This window comes from Kitasatospora mediocidica KCTC 9733, from assembly GCF_000744225.1.
In the GTDB taxonomy this organism is placed as follows: domain Bacteria; phylum Actinomycetota; class Actinomycetes; order Streptomycetales; family Streptomycetaceae; genus Kitasatospora; species Kitasatospora mediocidica.
Genome location: NZ_JQLN01000007.1, coordinates 107223 through 125505 on the forward strand (window position 1 = coordinate 107223; position 18283 = coordinate 125505).

At 71.6% G+C, this 18283-nt stretch carries 11 protein-coding genes; 4 read left to right on the forward strand and 7 right to left on the reverse strand.

All coding sequences use genetic code 11. The features are described 5' to 3' along the window. Positions 1 to 448: 448 nt before the first annotated feature. Entirely contained in the window at positions 449 to 1651 is a 1203-nt protein-coding gene (locus BS80_RS30975) for an alpha/beta hydrolase family protein (RefSeq protein WP_035804509.1), read from the reverse strand. A gap of 113 nt (positions 1652 to 1764) precedes the next feature. Between BS80_RS30975 and BS80_RS30980 the strand changes: the two genes are divergently transcribed. Continuing rightward, the gene (locus BS80_RS30980) at positions 1765 to 2376 is read left to right on the forward strand and encodes a TetR-like C-terminal domain-containing protein (RefSeq protein WP_035804511.1); all 612 of its coding nucleotides are present in this window, start codon (positions 1765 to 1767) and stop codon (positions 2374 to 2376) included. A 104-nt stretch (positions 2377 to 2480) separates the two neighbouring features. On the opposite strand, the gene BS80_RS30985 is transcribed toward BS80_RS30980, so the two are convergent. The 3 genes from BS80_RS30985 to BS80_RS30995 all read right to left on the reverse strand — a co-directional run bounded on the left by BS80_RS30985 (position 2481) and on the right by BS80_RS30995 (position 11278). Next, entirely contained in the window at positions 2481 to 3851 is a 1371-nt protein-coding gene (locus tag BS80_RS30985; RefSeq protein ID WP_051967446.1) for a tetratricopeptide repeat protein, read from the reverse strand. Positions 3852 to 3999: 148 nt separating this feature from the next. Next, entirely contained in the window at positions 4000 to 4923 is a 924-nt protein-coding gene (locus BS80_RS30990; protein ID WP_035804513.1) for a LysR family transcriptional regulator, read from the reverse strand. 49 nt (positions 4924 to 4972) lie between these two features. Then, entirely contained in the window at positions 4973 to 11278 is a 6306-nt protein-coding gene (locus BS80_RS30995) for a type I polyketide synthase (protein ID WP_035806347.1), read from the reverse strand. Between the two features lie 547 nt (positions 11279 to 11825). Here BS80_RS30995 and BS80_RS31000 point away from each other — a divergent pair. Both BS80_RS31000 and BS80_RS31005 read left to right on the forward strand, forming a co-directional pair. Next, positions 11826 to 12623: a DUF427 domain-containing protein gene (locus BS80_RS31000; RefSeq protein WP_232246723.1), complete on the forward strand. Its 798-nt coding sequence runs from the start codon at positions 11826 to 11828 to the stop codon at positions 12621 to 12623. 374 nt (positions 12624 to 12997) lie between these two features. Then, positions 12998 to 13582, forward strand: coding sequence for a GNAT family N-acetyltransferase (locus tag BS80_RS31005; RefSeq protein ID WP_035804515.1), 585 nt, complete (start codon positions 12998 to 13000; stop codon positions 13580 to 13582). Positions 13583 to 13618: 36 nt separating this feature from the next. Here BS80_RS31005 and BS80_RS31010 read toward each other — a convergent pair whose 3' ends face one another. The 3 genes from BS80_RS31010 to cysC are packed head-to-tail and all read right to left on the reverse strand — an operon-like array spanning position 13619 to position 16451. Then, a complete protein-coding gene (locus tag BS80_RS31010; protein WP_035804516.1) occupies positions 13619 to 14926 on the reverse strand; it encodes a sulfate adenylyltransferase subunit 1 in 1308 nt (435 codons plus the stop codon). Positions 14927 to 14928: 2 nt separating this feature from the next. Next, on the reverse strand, positions 14929 to 15870 hold the full coding sequence (gene cysD, locus BS80_RS31015) for a sulfate adenylyltransferase subunit CysD (protein WP_035804519.1): 942 nt from the start codon (positions 15868 to 15870) through the stop codon (positions 14929 to 14931). Then, on the reverse strand, positions 15867 to 16451 hold the full coding sequence (cysC, locus tag BS80_RS31020) for an adenylyl-sulfate kinase (RefSeq protein WP_051967691.1): 585 nt from the start codon (positions 16449 to 16451) through the stop codon (positions 15867 to 15869). Before cysC ends, cysD begins: the two co-directional genes overlap by 4 nt. Positions 16452 to 17095: 644 nt before the next feature. Between cysC and BS80_RS31025 the strand changes: the two genes are divergently transcribed. Next, positions 17096 to 18283, forward strand: coding sequence for a sulfotransferase family protein (locus BS80_RS31025; protein ID WP_035804521.1), 1188 nt, complete (start codon positions 17096 to 17098; stop codon positions 18281 to 18283).

An 18283-nucleotide genomic window follows, 5' to 3' on the forward strand; every position in this document is an offset into this window, starting at 1 on the left:
TCTGCGGGGGTGGACCTGCCACCCGCCGCATCTGGCGACTCAGCCATTGTTAGCGGGGCCCGGGGCGCGTTCCAAGACCCCCTGATACGACGGTGCGTCGTAGCCGCAGGGGCCTCCTGCGGATGCCAGGCAGCCACCTTTGCCCGTCGCTCCGGGGCTCAAACCTCGGCCTCCGCCGCGTCTTCGATCCCGTTCACGCGCTGCTGACCTGCGGAAACACGTGAGACGCGGCCGACGCCATGATCACGTCGGCCGCGCGGGAGACGTACGCGGCTCCAAACCTGCCGGGCCGGAATTTCGATCCACTAACCACCGTCGTAGACACATCCGGCGAGTGAGCACCGTCACGAGCCGGCGGCCTCCGATGTCCGTTTATGAGGGATTTGGGATGGTTTGATGTGCGGATTCGGCCGCACTCAGAGTGTGGATGTGGATGTGGATGGGTCGGTCAGGTGGTGGGAAGGGTGGTGTCCAGCCAGTCGAAGGTGACCTGCTGGAAGCGGGACATGGCACCCACGTGGCAGTGCTCTCCGGCACCTTCGGCCTCGGGCAGGGTGATCAGGGTGTGCGGGCAGGTCAGGGCGGCCGCGACGCGCTGGGGCTCCCCGTGGAAGAACTGGTCGTTCTCGGCGTCCAGGATCAGGGTGGGGCAGTCGATGAACCGGGCGACGCCGTCGAGGGTGTAGTCGGCGGTGCGGCGGATGTAATCGGCGACCGAGGTGGCGCCGAAGGTCCACACCCCATTGCGCAGGGCCCAGCGGGCCTGGGTGCTGCCCGCCATGAGCAGGCCGGCCACGGGGTTGGCGAGGTCGTCGCGCCCGGCCTCGACCCAGTCGCGCAGGAAGGGGGGCATGATCCGGACGTTGGCGTCGTGGTAGTCGTAGAGGCCGTCGTCCAGGACGAGGGCGGCCAGGCGGTGCTCGAAGGCGGCGGCGCGGGCGATGAGGAAGCCGCCGAGGCTGTAGCCCATCAGGACCAGCCGGTCGGCGTCGATCTCGTCGCGGGTGAGGGCGTAGTCGACCACCGGGGTGACCACGGCCTCCCAGTCGGGGCGGAAGACCAACTGCTGCTCGCGCAGCGCCGCGCCCTGGCCGGGGCCGTCGTAGGCGAGCACGTTGTAGCCGCGGCGCAGCGCGGCCGCCGCGACGACGAAGTAGGACTCCTCCAGCGTGGAGTCGAAGCCGCTGGTGAAGATGACGGTGGGGCGGGGGGCGCCGGAGTCGTCGACGAGGAAGAGGTACCCGGGCAGGCTGGTGGACTCGTAGGGGATGCGCACCGCCTCGACGGGGGTGTCCATCAGGGCCGCGGCGGCGGCGAAGGTCTCGCGGGAGAGCGTGGAGAGGAGCTTGACCTCGGGGTCGTTGGCCGGGTCGTCGCGGCGGTAGAACTCGGCGGTGCGGTAGTAGTTCGAGGCACGCAGCAGGGCCTCACGGGCGCTGACCCGGTGCCCGGCCGCCTGGGCGCGGTCGGCCATGGCGTGGACGCGCTGCGCGGTGTTCTTCCACTCGCGCAGCCATGCCTCCTCGTCACCGTCGGTGATGTTGCGGGCGGTGGAGACGATTTCGCCCAGGTCGGCGCCGCCGTCGTTGGCGAACCCGGCCGCGCGCAGCGTCTCGAAGGAGAACGACTCGTCTTCGAACAGGAACTTCATGGCGCACTCCTCGACTTCTGTCGAGACGGAACGGTTGCGTCTCGGCTACGAGGGAGACGTTAGCGCCCGTGTAGTCGAGACGCAACCGTTCCGTCTCGTGATAGCTTCGGGACATGCCGAGCCAACCGTCACCCCAGCCCCCCGAACGCAGACTCCCCGGCGGACCGGTCCTCCAGGACTCGGTGACCGAGGCGATCGCGGCCGCCTTCTTCGAGGAACTGGCCCAGGTCGGCTACGCCAGACTCTCTCTGGAAGCCGTCGCCAAGCGCGCCGGAGCCGGCAAGGCCGCCATCTACCGCCGCTGGCCGTCCAAACTGGCGATGACCCTCACCCTGGTCTCGCAGGTCACGTCGAGCGCGGTCGAGATCAGCGACAGCGGCACCCTGCGCGGGGACGTCCTCGCGTTCGTCACCGACGCCGCCGCCGCGCTGCGCCACCGGCTCCCCGCCAGGATCATCCCCGACCTGCTCGCCGAGTGCGGCCGCAACCCCGAACTGGCGCAGGGCCTCCTCACCGCCGTACGCGACCCCCGCCGGGCCAGGGCGGTCGGCCTGCTGGAACGAGCGGTCGAGCGCGGCGAGTTGCCCGCCGACGTCGACCGCGACCTCGCGCTGGACCTGCTGGTCGGCCCGCTCTACTGGCGGCTCGCCGTCGTGCACGCGCCGACCGCGCCCGACTACCTGGACAGGCTGACGGACAAGATCCTGGCCGCGATCGCGGCTTGAGGCTCGGCTGCCCACGAAGGCCACGAAGGTCACGAAGGCGTGGAGTTGGGTCGAGGTCAGGCGTCGAGGTCGGGCGTCAGGCGTCAGGCGTCAGGCGTCAGGCGTCAGGCGTCAGGGCGACTCTCCAGGAAGTCGCGCAGGGCCCGGGTCACGGGGTGCCGTTTGCCGTTCACGCGGATGCTGTGGGCGAGCATCCGGGAGATGACCCGGGCCAGTCCGTCGTTGTCCCCGGCCGCCATGTAGCCGTGCGCAAGGCTGTTGCAGCTGACCAGCGTGTCGGGGTGGTCAGGTCCGAGGATGCGGTCACGGTCGGCGAGGGCGCGGACGAAGTGCGGGATCGCTCGCGAGACCTGGCCGGCCAACTGGAGTGCGCCACCGAGGTTGTTGCGAGCGTTCGGCGTCCGGGGGTGATCGGGCCCCAGGGCGCGTTCGGTGTCGGCCAGGTTCTGTTCCAGCAGGCGGATCGCCCGCTCCGGATCCCCGGCCTCCTGGTAGGCGAAGGCCAGGTTGTTGCGGCTGGTCAGCGTGTCGGGATGGTCGCGGCCGAGCACGCGTTCGTGGTCGGCCAGGGTTCGCTCCGAGTGCAGGAGCGCCCCCGAGACGTGCCCGGCGTTCTGGTAGCAGACGGCCAGGTTGTCGCGGGTGGCCAGGGTGTGGGGGTGGTCGGGGCCGAGGAGGCGTTCGTGGTCGGCGACCGCCTGCTCAAGGAGCACGATGGCCCGCCCCGGCTCGTCGGCGGCCTGGTAGAAGCCGGCGAGGTTGTTGCGGCTGGTCAGGGTGAGGGGGTCGTCGGCCCCCAGGACGCGTTCGCGGTCGGCCAGGACCGCTTCGCTCAGGGAGATCGCCTGCCGGAGGTCTCCGGCCGCGTGGTAGGCGTGGGAGAGGTTGTTGCGGCAGATCAGCGTCCCGGGGTCGTCGTCGCCCAGCACGCGGATGCTCCCTGCGACAGCAAGCTCCATCAGGGGGATCGCCCGGTCCGCGTCGCCGACGGACAGGCATGCCTGGCCGAGATTGTCGAGGACGGCGAGGGTGGTCGGATGGTCCGCGCCCAGGGTCCGGTGGCAGCAGTCCAGTGCCCGCTGGAGGTAGTCGATGCTGCGGTTCGCGGCGCCCTGATCCAGGAGGAAGAGCCCGGCGCCGGTGAACAGCATGATCGAGTCCGTGTCGTCGGCCTGCGGGTCCGAACGCATGGCCAGGGACTCGATGCGCGGCAGCAGGCTCTGCCAGGCCGGCCAGTCGGCGGGGTCCTCCGTGTCGGCCGGCATCGCCTCGAGCAGGAGCTCGGTGGCCCGGATCCGGGCGGCGCCGACCAACTCCGTTGTGCGGTGCGGGTCGTCGCCGTCAATGGTGGTCTCGAAGGTGGCCTTGCCTGGCTCGGTCTCGCGCTTGCCGACCAATTCGTTCACGACCTTCATGCTGACGGCTCCGGCGTTCTTGCCGGAGGAGGCGATGGCGTTGCTGTCACCGGCGATCACGACTGGTCCGTCCCCCGGGGCGCCGGTCCCCCGCCGCGGCTGCGGCCGCCGGGTCGACTCCGCCACCGTAGGCAGGGCACTTCGTAGAGGGCCAGGACCAGCTGCCTCCCTCCTGGTAGGCCCAGCCTTCCAGCCCTGGTCAGCGCGGCTATCGGTCGCCCGCCGGCCGCCAGACGTCCGGGCCGGGCGCTCCGTGCGGTCCGAGGTTTCCGACCGCCTCGCAGAGCGCGTCGACCACGGCGAGCACCTCGACGCGCTGCTCGTCGGCACGCCGGACCAGCGACCAGGTCCAGTGCACCTGCGGCGACACGATCGGGCGCTGAACCAGGTCCGGCGGCAGCGGAACCGTCCCTCCCTTGGGCGAGTTGACGACCGGCCGGTCGAGGCGGCGGACATGGTCGAAGAACGCCGCGCCCATGACACCGCCGTCCGCGATGTGCTCAGCGCGGGAACCCGTGTCGCGGACCAGTTCCTCGGCATAGGCGTTCCAGGACGCCCAGGAGTTGACGTCGTCGTCCAGGAGCACCGCGGTGTCCCGGGCGCGCACGGCACCGGTGCCGCCCGCCACGGACACGGCGTGGAGCCGGTTGACGCCGACCAACCGGGCCACCAGGCCCAGCTTTTCCAGCTCCTGGTCGCGCACCCAGCACACCGCGAGGTCCAGGCTGCCGTCGGCGACCCGGGCGGCCTGGGCGTGCGAGGGCGCGACCCAGGCATCGATGTGCACCCGGGCCACCGCGGAGGTACGCGCCGTCAGATCGGGCGGCAGCCAGGTGACGTAGCCCAGCCGGACCGGCTCCGAACCGGCCAGCCGCCCGGCCCGGCGCCGCAGGTCGTCGGCCTGCTCCAGCAGGGCGTGCACGTGCGGGAGCAGCGCGGTTCCCGCCGCGGTGAGCGCGACCGAGCGCCGGTCACGGTCGAACAGGACCACCCCGAGGTCGCGTTCGAGCGCCTTGATCTGCTGGGACAGGGACGGGCCGGCGATCAGCAGCCGGGCGGCGGCCCGACCGAAGTTCAGTTCCGCGGCTACCGCGACGAAGTAGCGGAGTTGGCGCAGCTCCATGCCGCTCATGCTAAAGCCCGGCGGCGGCCCCGGCTGTCCCCGGGGCCGCCGCCGTCGCTCATCGCGGCTCGGGCGACAGCGTCCGGGAGAGCCACCCGTGGATGGCCTCCGCCGTCGTGGCCACATGCTGCTCCAGGACCGAGTGGTGGTCACCCGGCACGTCGCCGGCCCGCAGGCGCAGGGTCGGGACGGTCGTCTCCCCCTGCCGGTCCAGGAAGAGACGTGAGTACGCGCCCATCGCCGCGAGAGCGGGCTCGTCGAGCCTGATCGCGGTGCGGACCGCGAGTTCGGTGAGCCACTCCTCGTCCCGGACGGGGTGGGTGTCCACCAGCACCACCGCCTCGGCGCCGACCCGCTCCGCGACGGCCTGCGCGACCAGGCCGCCGGTGGAGCGGCCCAACAGCACCACGGGCCGGTCGAGTTGCTCGATCGAGGCGGCATGGGTCCGGACCAGGGCCTCCACATCCTGCGGGACGGGGCCGCCGTCGTACCCCGGGTGCGGGAGCAGCCACAGGCCCGGCAGGTGCCGGGCCAGCAGACCGTACTCCCCAGGGGGCGAGGTGAAGGCGGGGAAGCAGACGATCGCCGGGCCCTCGTCGCCGTCGCTGAGCCTTTGCGGGGCGACGGAGGGGAGCGTCGCCGCCGAGGGCAGCGCCCACGACGCGGAGACGAGCAGGTGCATGGCCTCCCGCGACCTGCCCAGCTCGCACAGCTTGCGGTACAGGAAGCCGAGCGTCCCCGGGGGCGGCGGCGGACGCAACTGGTCGGCCAGAGCCCTGGGGGTGGGAGACTCGAACACCAACGTGGCGGGGAGGCGCAGGCCGGTCCGCTCCTCCAGCCGGTTGCGCAGCTCGATCGAGGTCAGCGAGTCGAAACCGAGGTCGCTGATCGGCGTGTCCGGATGAACGTCCGGGTAGCTCAGCACGGCGGCGACCTCGGCGCACACCAGCTCCAGCACGCCGGTCTGAGGGGTCGGTTCCGGCGTGGCCCGGGTCTTCGGCCGGGCAGGGGGGACCCTGGCGGCCGATGTCCGGGAAGGGTCGAACGCGATCGGCACGAGCACCGGCTCGTCGGTGCCCAGCGCCGCCTCCAGCAGGGCCACCCCCTCGGCGGGTGTGAGCGGCACCAGGCCGGGAGCAACGCTCCGGTCGGCCATCATGCCGACCGTCCACGGGCCCCAGGCCAACGAGTGCGCGGGAAGCCCCAATTGCCGCCGGTGGCGGGCGAGCTCGTCCAGATAGCTGTTGGCCGCCGCGTAGTTGGCCTGTCCGGCGTGACCGAGCACACCGGACGCCGAGGAGAACAGCACAAAGGCGTCCAGCTCCCGATCCGCGGTCAACTCGTGCAGATGCCAGGCCGCTTCGGCCTTGGGGCGCCAGACCGTCGCCATCCGCGCCGGGGTCATCGACGTCAGGATCCCGTCGTCCAGCACGCCTGCGGTGTGCACGACGACCCGCAGGTCCTCGATCGAGTCGACCAACGCGGCCAGGGCCGCCCGGTCGGTGACATCCAGACGCGTCTCACCGCTGCGGCTGGCGACGACGACGCGCACTCCCCGCTCCCGCAGATGGTCGGCGACCGCCTGCCCCAGCGCGCCGCCACCGGTGACCAGGACGGTCCCGCGCCAGGTGAAGGCGCCACCCGGCACCGGGACCAGGTTCGCGCGCTCGGACACGATCTCCGTCCGCCCGTCGCCGAGTTCGGCCAGGGTGAACCGGCCGGGGTGCTCCGTCTGCGCGACCCGGACCAGGCCGGCCACCGCCGCTCCGGCCAGGTCTCCGGGCTGCACCAGCACGCTCAGATGCTCGTGACCGGCCTGCGACTCCCGCAGCACGAGCGCCAGCGCGTCGGGCGCGTCGCCCGCCGGCACCTGGACGACCCGGCCCTGCGGCTGGCCCGGAACCCGCTGCCACTCCGGGCGGAACAACGTGCCCCGGCCCGTCGCGCTCCCCCGCACGGTGATCGATTCGACGGACGCCACCGGCCGGCCGCTCTGGTCGGCGACGGCGATCCGCCCCTCGTGGATGCGCACCCGCAACCCCGTGGCGCCCCGCGCCAGCAGGTGCACGCCGCGCAGGGCGAACGGCACGCCGTCGCCGAGCAGCCGGGCCGGGTGCAACGCCGCGTCGAACAGGGCGGGGTGCAGCGCGAACCGGCCCGCGTCCGGGAACTCACCGCGCACCTCGCCGAAGAGCTCGTCGCCGCGGCGCCACAACCGGCTCAGCCCGCGGAACGCGGGTCCGTAGTCGGCGTGCTCGACCTCCAGTTCCTCGGCGTCCGGCGGGGGCCAGGCACCGATGTCCACCGGCGGCGCGGGGCGGCCCTCACCGACGTGCAGAGCGAGCCTGCCGCTGGCGCAGCAGACGCCGTTCGCGTGCACCTCGAACGCCCGCGTGCCGTCGACCCCGGGGCGTACGACGATCTCGGCCCGCCGCGTCTGCGGCAGCGGCATCGGCGTGTGCAGGACCAGTTCGTCGACGCCGGTGCAGCCGGCCCGCTCCCCCGCGTACAGGACCAGCTCCAGGATCGCCGTGGCGGGCACGATCGCCGTTCCGCCGACGATGTGGTCCAGCAGCCACACGGGGCTGAGGTCGGCGATGCACACCACCTCCCCGGAACCGGGCACGACGACGGTCGACTCGATCAGCGGGTGTTCGGCGCCGCGGTCGAGCCAGTAGCGCCGACGGTTGAAGGTGCTGGTGCCCCGCAGCCGCTTCCCCGCCTGCTCGGGGTCGGTGGCGGAGATGACGCCCTCGGTGAGCGCGGCCAGCGTGCTCCCCGGACCCAGTTCGACGAGGGCGGCACCGTCGACCATGGCCAGATGGTCGGCGAAGCGGACCGTCTCGCGCACGTGCCGCACCCAGTAGTCCGGGTCGTCCGGGCGGGCGCCGATGACCGGAATGAGCGGCGGGTGATACGTCAGGCTCCTGGCCACCTCGGCGAACTCCGCCAGGATGGGGTCCATCAGCGGCGAGTGGAAGGCGTGGCTGACGGTGAGCGGGGTGACCCGCTCGAAACCGGCGGCGATGGCCGACACCTCCTCCTCCGCGCCGGACACGACCACCGAGTCCGGCCCGTTGACGGCCGCGATCGCGGTGCGCGGGGTGAGTCGGATCTCGCTCTCGGCAGCCCGGACGGCCACCATGGCGCCGCCGGCCGGCAGTTCGCGCATGAGTCGCCCGCGGACGGTGATCAGCCTCGCCGCGTCGGGCAGGGACAGCACGCCCGCCACATGAGCCGCCGCGATCTGCCCGGCGGAGTGCCCGATCAGCGCGTCCGGGAGGTATCCCCGGGACTCCAACAGACGGAACAGTGCCACCTCATAGGCGAACAGGGCCGCCTGGGCGATGTCCGTACGGTGCACCAGGTCGGTGTCGATCGCCTCGCGCAGCGCCGGGTCCAGGTGGGCGCAGGCCTCCTCGAAGGCCGCGGCGAACACCGGGTACCGGGCGGCCAGCTCCCGTCCCATCCCGCGCTTCTGCGCCCCCTGGCCCGGGAACAGGAACGCCACCCGCAGCTGCTCGTACTCCTCGACGATCACATGCGCATTGGTCCCCGAGATCCCGAAGGCCGACACGGCGGCCCGGCGCGGACGGTTCTGCGCCGGCGAGGACGCCGGCCGGGGCGTCAGCCGGGGCGTCAGCCAGGGCGTCGGCTCGGTGACCAGGCGAAGCGCACCGGCGGTCCAGTCGACGTGGAGCGTGGGCTCGTCGACGTTCAGCGTGGCGGGCACGGTGCGGTGCCGGATCGCCATCACCGCCTTGATCACGCCCGCGACCCCGGCGGCTGCCTGGGTGTGCCCGAGGTTGGACTTGACGGTGCCGACCAGGACCGGATCCGACCGGTCCTGACCGTAGGTGGCGAGCAGCGCGGCCGCCTCGATCGGGTCGCCCAGGGCGGTGCCGGTTCCGTGGGCCTCGACCACGTCCACGTCGGCGCCGGTCAGCCCGGCATCGGCCAGCGCCTGCTGGATCACAGCCGCCTGGGCGGGCCCGCTGGGTGCCGTGAGGCCGTTCGACGCCCCGTCCTGGTTGACCGCGGAGCCGCGCAACAGGGCCAGGATCGGGTGGCCGTTGCGCACCGCGTCGCTCACCCGCTCAAGGACCAGCAGCCCCACCCCCTCCGACCAGGCGGTGCCGTCGGCAGCCGCGGAGAAGGGCTTCACCCGTCCGTCCGGGGCGAGGCCGCGCTGCCGGCTGAACACCACGAAGGAGTCCGGCGTGGCCATCACCGTCGCCCCGCCCGCCAGGGCCAGGTCGCACTGGCCGGCCCGCAGGGAGTCCGCCGCGAGGTGCATGCCGACCAACGACGAGGAACAGGCGGTGTCCAGGGTGAGCGCCGGCCCGTGCAGCCCCAGGCTGTGCGCGATCCGCCCGGACGCCACGCTCCCCGCCGAGCCCAGGGCGATCTGGGACTGGAGATCGTGCGCGCTGCCCCGGAACCGGCTGCCATAGTCGTTGTACATCAGGCCGACGAACACACCGGTGTTGCTGCCCCGCAGGGACTCGGGGGCGATGCCTGCCCGCTCGACCGCCTCCCACGCCGTCTCCAGCAGCAGCCGCTGCTGCGGGTCGGTGGCCAAGGCCTCGCGCGGCGACATGCGGAAGAACGCGGCGTCGAAGTCGGCCGCGTCCGCCAGGAAGCCCCCGCGTGAGACATAGCTGGTGCCCACGTGGTCAGGGTCGGGATGGAACAGCTCGTCCAGGGGCCAGCCCCGGTCCGTGGGGAATCCCGTGATCGTGTCCTGGCCGGCGGCGAGCACCCGCCAGAGGTCCTCCGGGCTGCTGATCCCACCGGGATAGCGACAGGCCATCCCCACGATCGCGATCGGCTCGGTGGCCGTGCGGGCGGGCGGCGGCGGGCCGGCGGCCCCGCCGGTGAGGAACGTGGCCGCCAGGCGGGGCGTGGGGTGGTCGAACACCAGGGACGGCGGCAGCGCGAGACCGAGCTCCGCGCCAAGCCGGTCCCGCAGCCGCACGGTGCCGAGTGAGTCCAGGCCGGCTTCGACGAACGACCGGTCCGGCTCGGGCGGCAGGCCGGTGATCCCCGCGGTCTCCCGCAGGACCACGTCAAGCACGTACTGGAACCGGAGCCGCTGCCGCGCCGGCTTGCCCGAGGATGTCAGCGGAATCCCGCTGATCGGACGGATTCCCGCCGGCACCCGATGGGGCGGCAGCAGGCGGCGGCAGAAGGCGAGCAGCGCCGCCGGATCCACCTCGCCCACGACATAGGCGACCGGTACCTCACCGAACACCGCGTCGGGCTCACCCACCACAGCCACGGCCCGGACGTCCGGATGGCGGGCGAGCACCTGCTCGATCTCCGCCGGGTGGATGTTCTCCCCGCCCCGGATGATCATTTCACCGGCCCGCCCGGTCACCACCAGACGGCCGTTCTCCTCGCGGCCCAGGTCCCCGGTGGCATGCCACCGGCCGGCACCGGGCATCTTCAGCTGGATCTCCCCGTCCACGAACCGGGTCTCGATTCCGGGCAGGACGACACCGTCGACGGCGACCTTCCCAGACGTCTCCGTGCTGCCGTATCCGTCGTGCAGCTCACCGTCGAAGGCTCGGCGGAACCGGTCTCGCAGCTCCTCCGGCAGCGGGGCCCCCGCCGACAGGCACCGCAACGGCAACGGAGCTCCCGCGTCCAGCAGTTGGGTGAAGACCGTCGGCACGCCGCCCAGTGCCGTGAACGGCTCCCGGCGCAGCAGGGCGGCAGCCCCGTCCGCGCTGAAGCGATCCATCACATAGGCGCTCGCGCCCAGGGCCAGCACGCCCACCACGCACATCGAATGCCCGAAGGCGTGGAACAGCGGCAGCGGCCAGAGCAGGTGGTCGTCGCCGGACATGCCCAGCAGGTCCCGGTAGGCGCGGTCCGCCGACCAGAGCCAGTCCCGCTGGGTCGACAGCACGCCCTTCGGCTCCCCGCTGGTCCCGGACGTGTAGTGCAGCCAGGCGGGCGAGTCCGGATCGAGGTCGTCGCGCGGCGGCGCGGGGGTGGGCACGAGCAGGTCGTCCACGGTCACCACCCGGACACCGGCCACCCGCCGTGCCTGCGCCAGGTGTTCGCGGTCGGTGACCACCAACTCGGCGCCGCTGTCCGCCAACCGGGATCGGAGGTCGTCGTCAACGCTTCGCGCGTCGAGTGGGACACCGACCGCGGCCGCGCGGCAGACGCCGAGCGTGGCCGTGACGGCGGGCACCCCGTTGCCCAGGTACAGCGCCACCCGGCTGCCGCGGTCGACGCGGAGGTTGCCGGCCACCCGGGCGGTGCGACGGGCGAGTTCACCGTAGCTCACCACGCCATCGGCGTCCGCAAAGGCGGTCTTGTCCCCGCGCTCGGCCGCGTGACGGAGAATCAACTCATGCACCTTGCACCTCCGTAGTCACTCACGACGCCAACTGACGCCGAGCCACCAGGGTCCCACCCTCGGTCGCCTGCGAACTCTTCACACCCCCGGCGAGCGCCGGAAACGAACTCCCGCGAGGGTCAGGTGACCTGACTTGTGATCACCCCGCCGAGACGGTCGTGGCCTCGTAGGTCGAGTCGGCAGCGCCAGCTCACAGGCGAGCTCCTCGTCCGCCGCGGCGATCGGCCGGTCGAGCAGGTGAGACGGGAGCGCGGGGTTCACGGCGAGGCCGGGCGGTGCGGGACTCACACCGCGTCATCCTGCTCCATGGACGTCGGGGGTGTCCCCGGATTTCACTCCGGCCTCGGCTCTGTCTTGGCGGAGATGATCGCTCGCATCGTCCTGGCGGGACCTGCGGACCGGCCCCGAACGCGCGCCAGCTTCGCACCTGCCCTTCAGCACCGGTGATCCACGCGGTCACCGACCGGGCTCCCCCGGCCGGGCTGCGGCGCCCTACTCTGGAATGGCGGGGTCGACTGTCCCAGCGAGGGAGCGTGCGGTGAGCGAGTATGTGGAGCGACCGCCATATCCGGCGGTGAACATGCAGGTCAACCATGTCGAGCCGGTGCCACGGCGGATTCGTGCCGTGCTGGCGGGAGAGACCGTCCTGGACACGACACGAGCACGCTACGTCTGGGAGGTGCCCTACTACCCGCGGTACTACATTCCGCTGGACGACATCCGCGGCGACCTGCTGGTGACGGACGGGAGCGCGCCGCAGGACGGTCCCCGGGGCCGGATCCAGCGGCACGGCTTGCGGGTCGGCGATGCCGAGCGGCCGGGCGCTGCCACGGTGCTGCGGGAGTCGTCGATTGCCGGGCTCAGCGGGACGGCGTGCTTCGAGTGGGGCGCCCTCGACGCCTGGTACGAGGAGGACGAGCAGGTCTTCGTGCATCCGCGCAGCCCGTATGTCCGGGTCGACGCGCTGCGCTCGACCCGGACGGTCCGCGTCGAGCGCGACGGTGTGGTTCTCGCCGAGTCCTCGTCGCCCGTCATGGTCTTCGAGACCGGTCTGCCGACCCGCTACTACCTCAATCGCACCGACGTCGACTTCCACCGGCTGGTGCCCAGCGACACCGTCACCGCATGTCCGTACAAGGGGACGACCAGTGGCTACTGGAGCGCCCGGATCGGCGAGCGGCTCCACCCGGACCTCGCCTGGTGCTACGACTTCCCCACCGCCCCGCTCCTGCCCATCGCCGGAATGATCGCCTTCTACAACGAGCGGGTCGACCTCTCCATCGACGGCCATCGCCTCGACCGCCCCAGGAACCCGACGGCCCGCTCGGGCAGTTGACCAGCCTTAGACCGACCGGCAAATGGTGGGCGGCGTCGCGGCCCGATGGCTCTCTCCCCCAGCCTTCGGCCGGGAGGTGCCCCCTGACGGCTTCTCCTCAGTCACCGCAGCTCCGCTGCTGCTCCCTCGTCGGCACCGCCCAGACTCGGCCCTCGACCCTCCCCCAGCCTTCGGCCGGGGAGACCCCCTTCTTCCTCCACCCACCATTTGCCGGTCGGTCTTAGTGGTCGGCTCCGGAAGTCCTTCGGGGGTTGATCACGCGGCGAGCCGAAGCGAGGGTTTCTTCTGATGCCGCGGGCTGCCGAGAGGACGATCCGCGCGCGCAACCGGTCCGGCGCTGGACGACCCGGCTGGCGATCTTGAATAATCCAGCCATGCCTTCTCTCGTCCGCTCAACGGTTCCGGTGGGCTCCCTCGCAGGGCAGGCCCAACCGACTTTGGCGGCCGGCGACGGCGTGCTGCTGCGGCCCTGGACTCTCGGCGATGCGCAGGCCGTGATGGACGCTTATCAGGACCGGGAGATCCAGCGCTGGCATGTGCAGCGCGCGGACTCCGTTGCCGAGGCTCAGGGGTGGATCGCAGGCTGGCAGGGCGGCTGGGCAGCCGAGACCGGCGCGCACTGGGCCGTGGTCGACTCCGAGACCGATGTGCTGCTGGCTCGCGCTGCATTGAAGGGACTGAAGTTCGCGGACGGCACCGCTGGCGTCGCCTACTGGACCGTCCCGGCGGCCCGGGGAAAGGGCGTCTGTCCGCGGGCAGTCGAAGCGATGGCATCGTGGGCCTTCGGGGTGGCCGGCTTTCACCGTCTTGATCTCGAACACGCCATGGGCAATACGGCGTCCTGCCGCGTCGCCGAGAAGACCGGCTTCGCTGTGGAGGGTGTACGGCGCAGTGCATGGCTCCAGGCGGACGGCCGGCATGACGTTCACGTCCATGCGCGTCTGCGGTCTGAAGGATGAACGGAAACGCGACGAGGGAGCCGCTCGCGGTGGCGGTTAGGTCTCCTCAGCCGGAACGGGTGCCGGTGCGGCGGTGCCCAGGGTTCCGCCGGTCATGCCGGCGGTGAGGGTGGTGCCGTCGGCCGGGTCGATCAGGAGGAAGGATCCGGTGCGGCGGTTGTCGGTGTAGTCGTCCAGGGCCAGCGGTTCGGCGGTGCGCAGGATGGCGTGGCCGATGTCGTTGACGTTCAACTCCTGGGCGCTGGTGCGTTGTTCGAGGGTGTCGATGTCGATGCGGTAGGAGATTTCCTTGACGATGGCGCGGACGGTGCGGGTGGTGTGCTTGAGCAGTACCTTGTCGCCGGCGCGCAGTGGCCGTTCGTGCAGGTGGCAGACGGTGGCTTCGACGTCCTTGGTGGGGAGGGGAGTTGTTCCGGCGGCGATGAGGTCGCCGCGGGAGATGTCGATGTCGTCGGTGAGGCGGACGGTGATGGACTGGGGGGCGAAGGCGATGCCGGTGTCGGTGCCGAGGACGTCGATGCCGGCGACGGTGGTGGTGCGTCCGGAGGGCTGGACGGTGACGGTGTCGCCGGTGCGCAGGACGCCGGAGGCCAGCTGGCCTGCGTAGCCGCGGTAGTCGCGGTGCTCGCCGGTCTGGGGGCGGATGACGTACTGGACGGGGAAGCGGGCGGGTTCGTCGCCGGAGGCGCCGGCCACCTGCACGGTTTCCAGGTGTTCGAGGAGGGTGGGTCCGCCGTACCAGTCCATGTGGGCGGAGGGTTCGACGACGTTGTCGCCGGCCAGTGCGCTGATGGGGATGGTGGTGATGTCGTTGATGCCGAGGGAGGTGGCGTAGGCGGTGAACTCGGCGGCGATGGTGGCGAAGACGGGCTCCGCGTAGTCGACGAGGTCCATCTTGTTGACGGCCAGGACGACGTGCGGGACGCGCAGGAGGGCGGCGACGGCGGCGTGGCGGCGGGTCTGTTCGACGACGCCGTTGCGGGCGTCGACGAGGACGACGGCGAGTTCGGCGGTGGAGGCGCCGGTGACCATGTTGCGGGTGTACTGCACGTGGCCGGGGGTGTCGGCGAGGATGAAGCGGCGGTTGGGGGTGGCGAAGTAGCGGTAGGCGACGTCGATGGTGATGCCCTGTTCGCGCTCGGCGCGCAGGCCGTCGGTGAGCAGGGCGAGGTCGGGGACGTCCTGGCCGCGTTTGCGGGAGGCGTGTTCGACGGCTTCCAGCTGGTCGGACAGGACGGATTTGGAGTCGTGCAGGAGGCGTCCGACGAGGGTGGATTTGCCGTCGTCGACGGAGCCGGCGGTGGCGAAGCGCAGCAGCGAGGTGGTCTCGGTGGTGGTGCTCATGGTTAGAAGTACCCCTCGCGCTTGCGGTCTTCCATGGCGGCCTCGGACATCTTGTCGTCGGCGCGGGTGGCGCCGCGTTCGGTGAGGCGGCTGGCGGCGATCTCGGTGATCACGTCGGCGATGGTGGCGGCGTGGGAGTCGACGGCTCCGGTGCAGGACATGTCGCCGACCGTGCGGTAGCGGATGGTGCGGCGTTGGACGGTTTCGGTGTCCTTGGGGCCGCCCCAGTCGCCGGCGGTGAGCCACATGCCGTCGCGGGCGAAGACGTCGCGTTCGTGGGCGTAGTAGATCTGCGGGAGTTCGATGTTCTCGCGTTCGATGTACTGCCAGACGTCGAGTTCGGTCCAGTTGGAGAGCGGGAAGACGCGGACGTGTTCGCCGACGGCGTGCTTGCCGTTGTAGAGGGACCAGAGTTCGGGGCGTTGGCGGCGGGGGTCCCAGGCGCCGAATTCGTCGCGCAGGGAGAAGACGCGTTCCTTGGCGCGGGCCTTCTCCTCGTCGCGGCGGCCGCCGCCGAAGACGGCGTCGAACTTGCCGGTTTCGATGGCGTCCAGCAGCGGGACGGTCTGCAGGGGGTTGCGGGTGCCGTCGGGGCGTTCGCGCAGCCGGCCGTCGTCGATGAAGTCCTGGACGTGGGCGACGTGCAGGCGCAAGGAGTGCCGGGCGACGGTGCGGTCGCGGTAGTCGATGACCTCGGGGAAGTTGTGCCCGGTGTCGACGTGCAGCAGCGAGAACGGCACCGGCGCGGGCCAGAAGGCCTTGAGTGCCAGGTGCAGCATGACGATGGAGTCCTTGCCGCCCGAGAAGAGGATCACCGGACGCTCGAACTCCCCCGCCACCTCGCGGAAGATGTGCACCGACTCCGCCTCCAGCGCGTCCAGATGGGACAGCGTGAAAGCGTTGCCGCTCTCCTCGCGCAGGCTCGGCGTGGTTGCGGTCGTCATGCCAGACCCCTGTTCGTCAGAAGGGCGTGCAGGTCGGCGGCGGACTCGGCGACCGACTGGGTGTGCGTCAGGATCCGCAGGTCGGGGTTCTCGGGAGCCTCGTACGGGTCGTCCACACCGGTCAGGTGGGAGATCTCGCCGGCCGCCTGCTTGGCGTAGAGGCCCTTGACGTCCCGCTCGGAGCAGAGCTCGACGGGGGTGGCGACGTGTACTTCAAGGAACTCGGTGCCCTCGACGGCGTGCCGCTCGCGGACCGCGGCCCGGGAGTCGGCGTAGGGGGCGATCACCGGGGCGAGGACCTTCACACCGTGCGCGGCCAGCTTCTCGGCGACGAAGCCGATCCGGGTCACGTTGGTGTGCCGGTCCTCCTTGCTGAAACCCAGTCCCTTGGAGAGGAACTCGCGGATCTCGTCACCGTCCAGGACCTCCACCCGGTGACCCTCCGCCCGCAGCCGGTCGGCCAGGGCGAGGGCGAGGGTGGTCTTGCCGGCGCTGGGCAGCCCGGTCAGCCACACGGTGGCGCCGCGCCCGCAGACGTCGGCCGTGGGGACCGCCTCTGCGGCTCCCCCGGCGACCGGGATGTCGACTGTGATCACGATCAACTCCAAAGCGGGAGAGCTTCCTTGGGGTCCAGCGGCGAGCCGGCTCCGGACAGCGTGCGGGGGCTGCGCCGGGCGTCCGCAGCCGTGACCACCGCGAACGTCCGCACGCACCGACTCCTGAGGCTGCGGTTGCCCTGGTCCGGTCTGTGAGGGTTCGGACGCCGGGGTTCAGAGTTCGTGGTGGGGGCGGTCAAGCGCGACTACGACGCCGAGTCAAGGTGAACCATCGCCGCTGCACTGCCAGTTCACTCCTGCGAGTGGGTCGGTGGCGACCAGCTCTCCTCCTGTGCCAGAAGCGCACGCTACCTGATCGCACGATCGGGGCCAAGAGGGTCGTGCGCGGCCGGAGCGGCCCTCCGCAGGCGCTGTCGGCCAGCCGTCGGCCGGCTGCCGGCACGGTGGGAATCCGAGTGATCTACTGCGTGAATCCATTGACATGGACTCGCCATATGCACTAAACCTAGCGGCGTTACCGCTCAGTAGTCTCAGGTTGGACCGGATCGCGGGATGGCGCAATGACGGCTGCTCGCTCGCTGCGCGGGTGATCGTCGAGCGCCGGCACCACCCCGACTGCGACGCGGCCCGTGTTCCCCTTCCACCCCGCTGCCGAAGGAACACATCCCTTGCCTGCCACCCCGTTCGTCCTCACCCTGGCCAATCTGCTGCTCCGGCCGGGCTTCGGCACTCGTCACAACCCCGACCAGGTCTTCGACCGGCTCATCGCCGCCACCACGCAGGCCGACGGCGACCAGCCGTTCGCCGACGACTTCCGGCTGCTGCTGCGCGACTGGTCGATGGACGACACCCTCACCCCGGTCGGCTGGGCATCCGCCCAGGCCCACGTCCGCAGGCAACTCGGCAACCGGGCCCGGATCCGCCGCCTGATCGCCGAGCACCCCGCGATCGAGCGCGAGCCCATCGAGCGGCCGGTGTTCGTGGTGGGCCTGCCGCGCACCGCCACCACACTGACCCACAGCGTCCTGTCCCTCGCGGCCGAGCACCGCTGCCCTCTGCTGTGGGAACTGCTCACCCCCGATCTGGAGCCGACGCCTGACCAGCGCAGGAGGGCGATCACCGCCGCGCGTCGGCTGGTCGGCGCGATCGACCTTTTCGCCCCGCGGTTCCGCGACATCCACCCGCTTGAGGCCGAGGGCCCCGACGAGTGCACCTTCGCCCTCCCGCACACCGCCATGCCCCTGTCCCAGGCCCGCATCCCCGACTACACGGACCGGCACTACGCACGGGACTTCGTCCCCGACTACCGCTACCTCAAGCAGGTTTTCCAGGTCCTCCAGTACGGTCGCCCGCGGCGCCGCTGGGTGCTGAAGTCCCCCATGCACCTGGAGAACCTCGACGCACTGCGCACCGTCTTCCCGGATGCCACCGTCGTGTGGACACACCGCGACCCGGTCACCGTCGTGGCGTCCTTCTGCAGCCTGGTCGAGCACGGTATGGCGATCACCGTCCGCCCCCTCGACCTGCACGGCATCGGCGCCACCTGGCTCGACGTGCTGAGCCGCGCCATGACCCGGGGCCTGGCGGCGCGGGCCTCGATACCCCCCGAGGCGCTGGTGGACGTCCCCTACTCCTGGCTCGGGTCCGACCCCGCCAGCGGCGCCCCCAAGCTGTACGAATCCATCGGCGCCCGCTGGACGAGCGCCACCGCCGCCCGGCTTCCCGAGATCACCGCTCGTCCCAAGGGCACCCGCCCGCACAGCTACGACCTGGCGCGTTACGGCCTGACCCGGGCCGGTGTCGAGGCGGCGTTCGCCGACTACAACACCGTGCGCGCCAACGTCGATCAGAGCTGA

Coding starts and splice junctions, on each gene's coding strand:
- BS80_RS30975 (WP_035804509.1), bottom strand. CDS start 1,651: ATGAAGTTCCTGTTCGAAGACGAGTCGTTCTCCTTCGAGACGCTGCGC.
- BS80_RS30980 (WP_035804511.1), top strand. CDS start 1,765: ATGCCGAGCCAACCGTCACCCCAGCCCCCCGAACGCAGACTCCCCGGC.
- BS80_RS30990 (WP_035804513.1), bottom strand. CDS start 4,923: ATGAGCGGCATGGAGCTGCGCCAACTCCGCTACTTCGTCGCGGTAGCC.
- BS80_RS31005 (WP_035804515.1), top strand. CDS start 12,998: ATGCCTTCTCTCGTCCGCTCAACGGTTCCGGTGGGCTCCCTCGCAGGG.
- BS80_RS31010 (WP_035804516.1), bottom strand. CDS start 14,926: ATGAGCACCACCACCGAGACCACCTCGCTGCTGCGCTTCGCCACCGCC.
- cysD (WP_035804519.1), bottom strand. CDS start 15,870: ATGACGACCGCAACCACGCCGAGCCTGCGCGAGGAGAGCGGCAACGCT.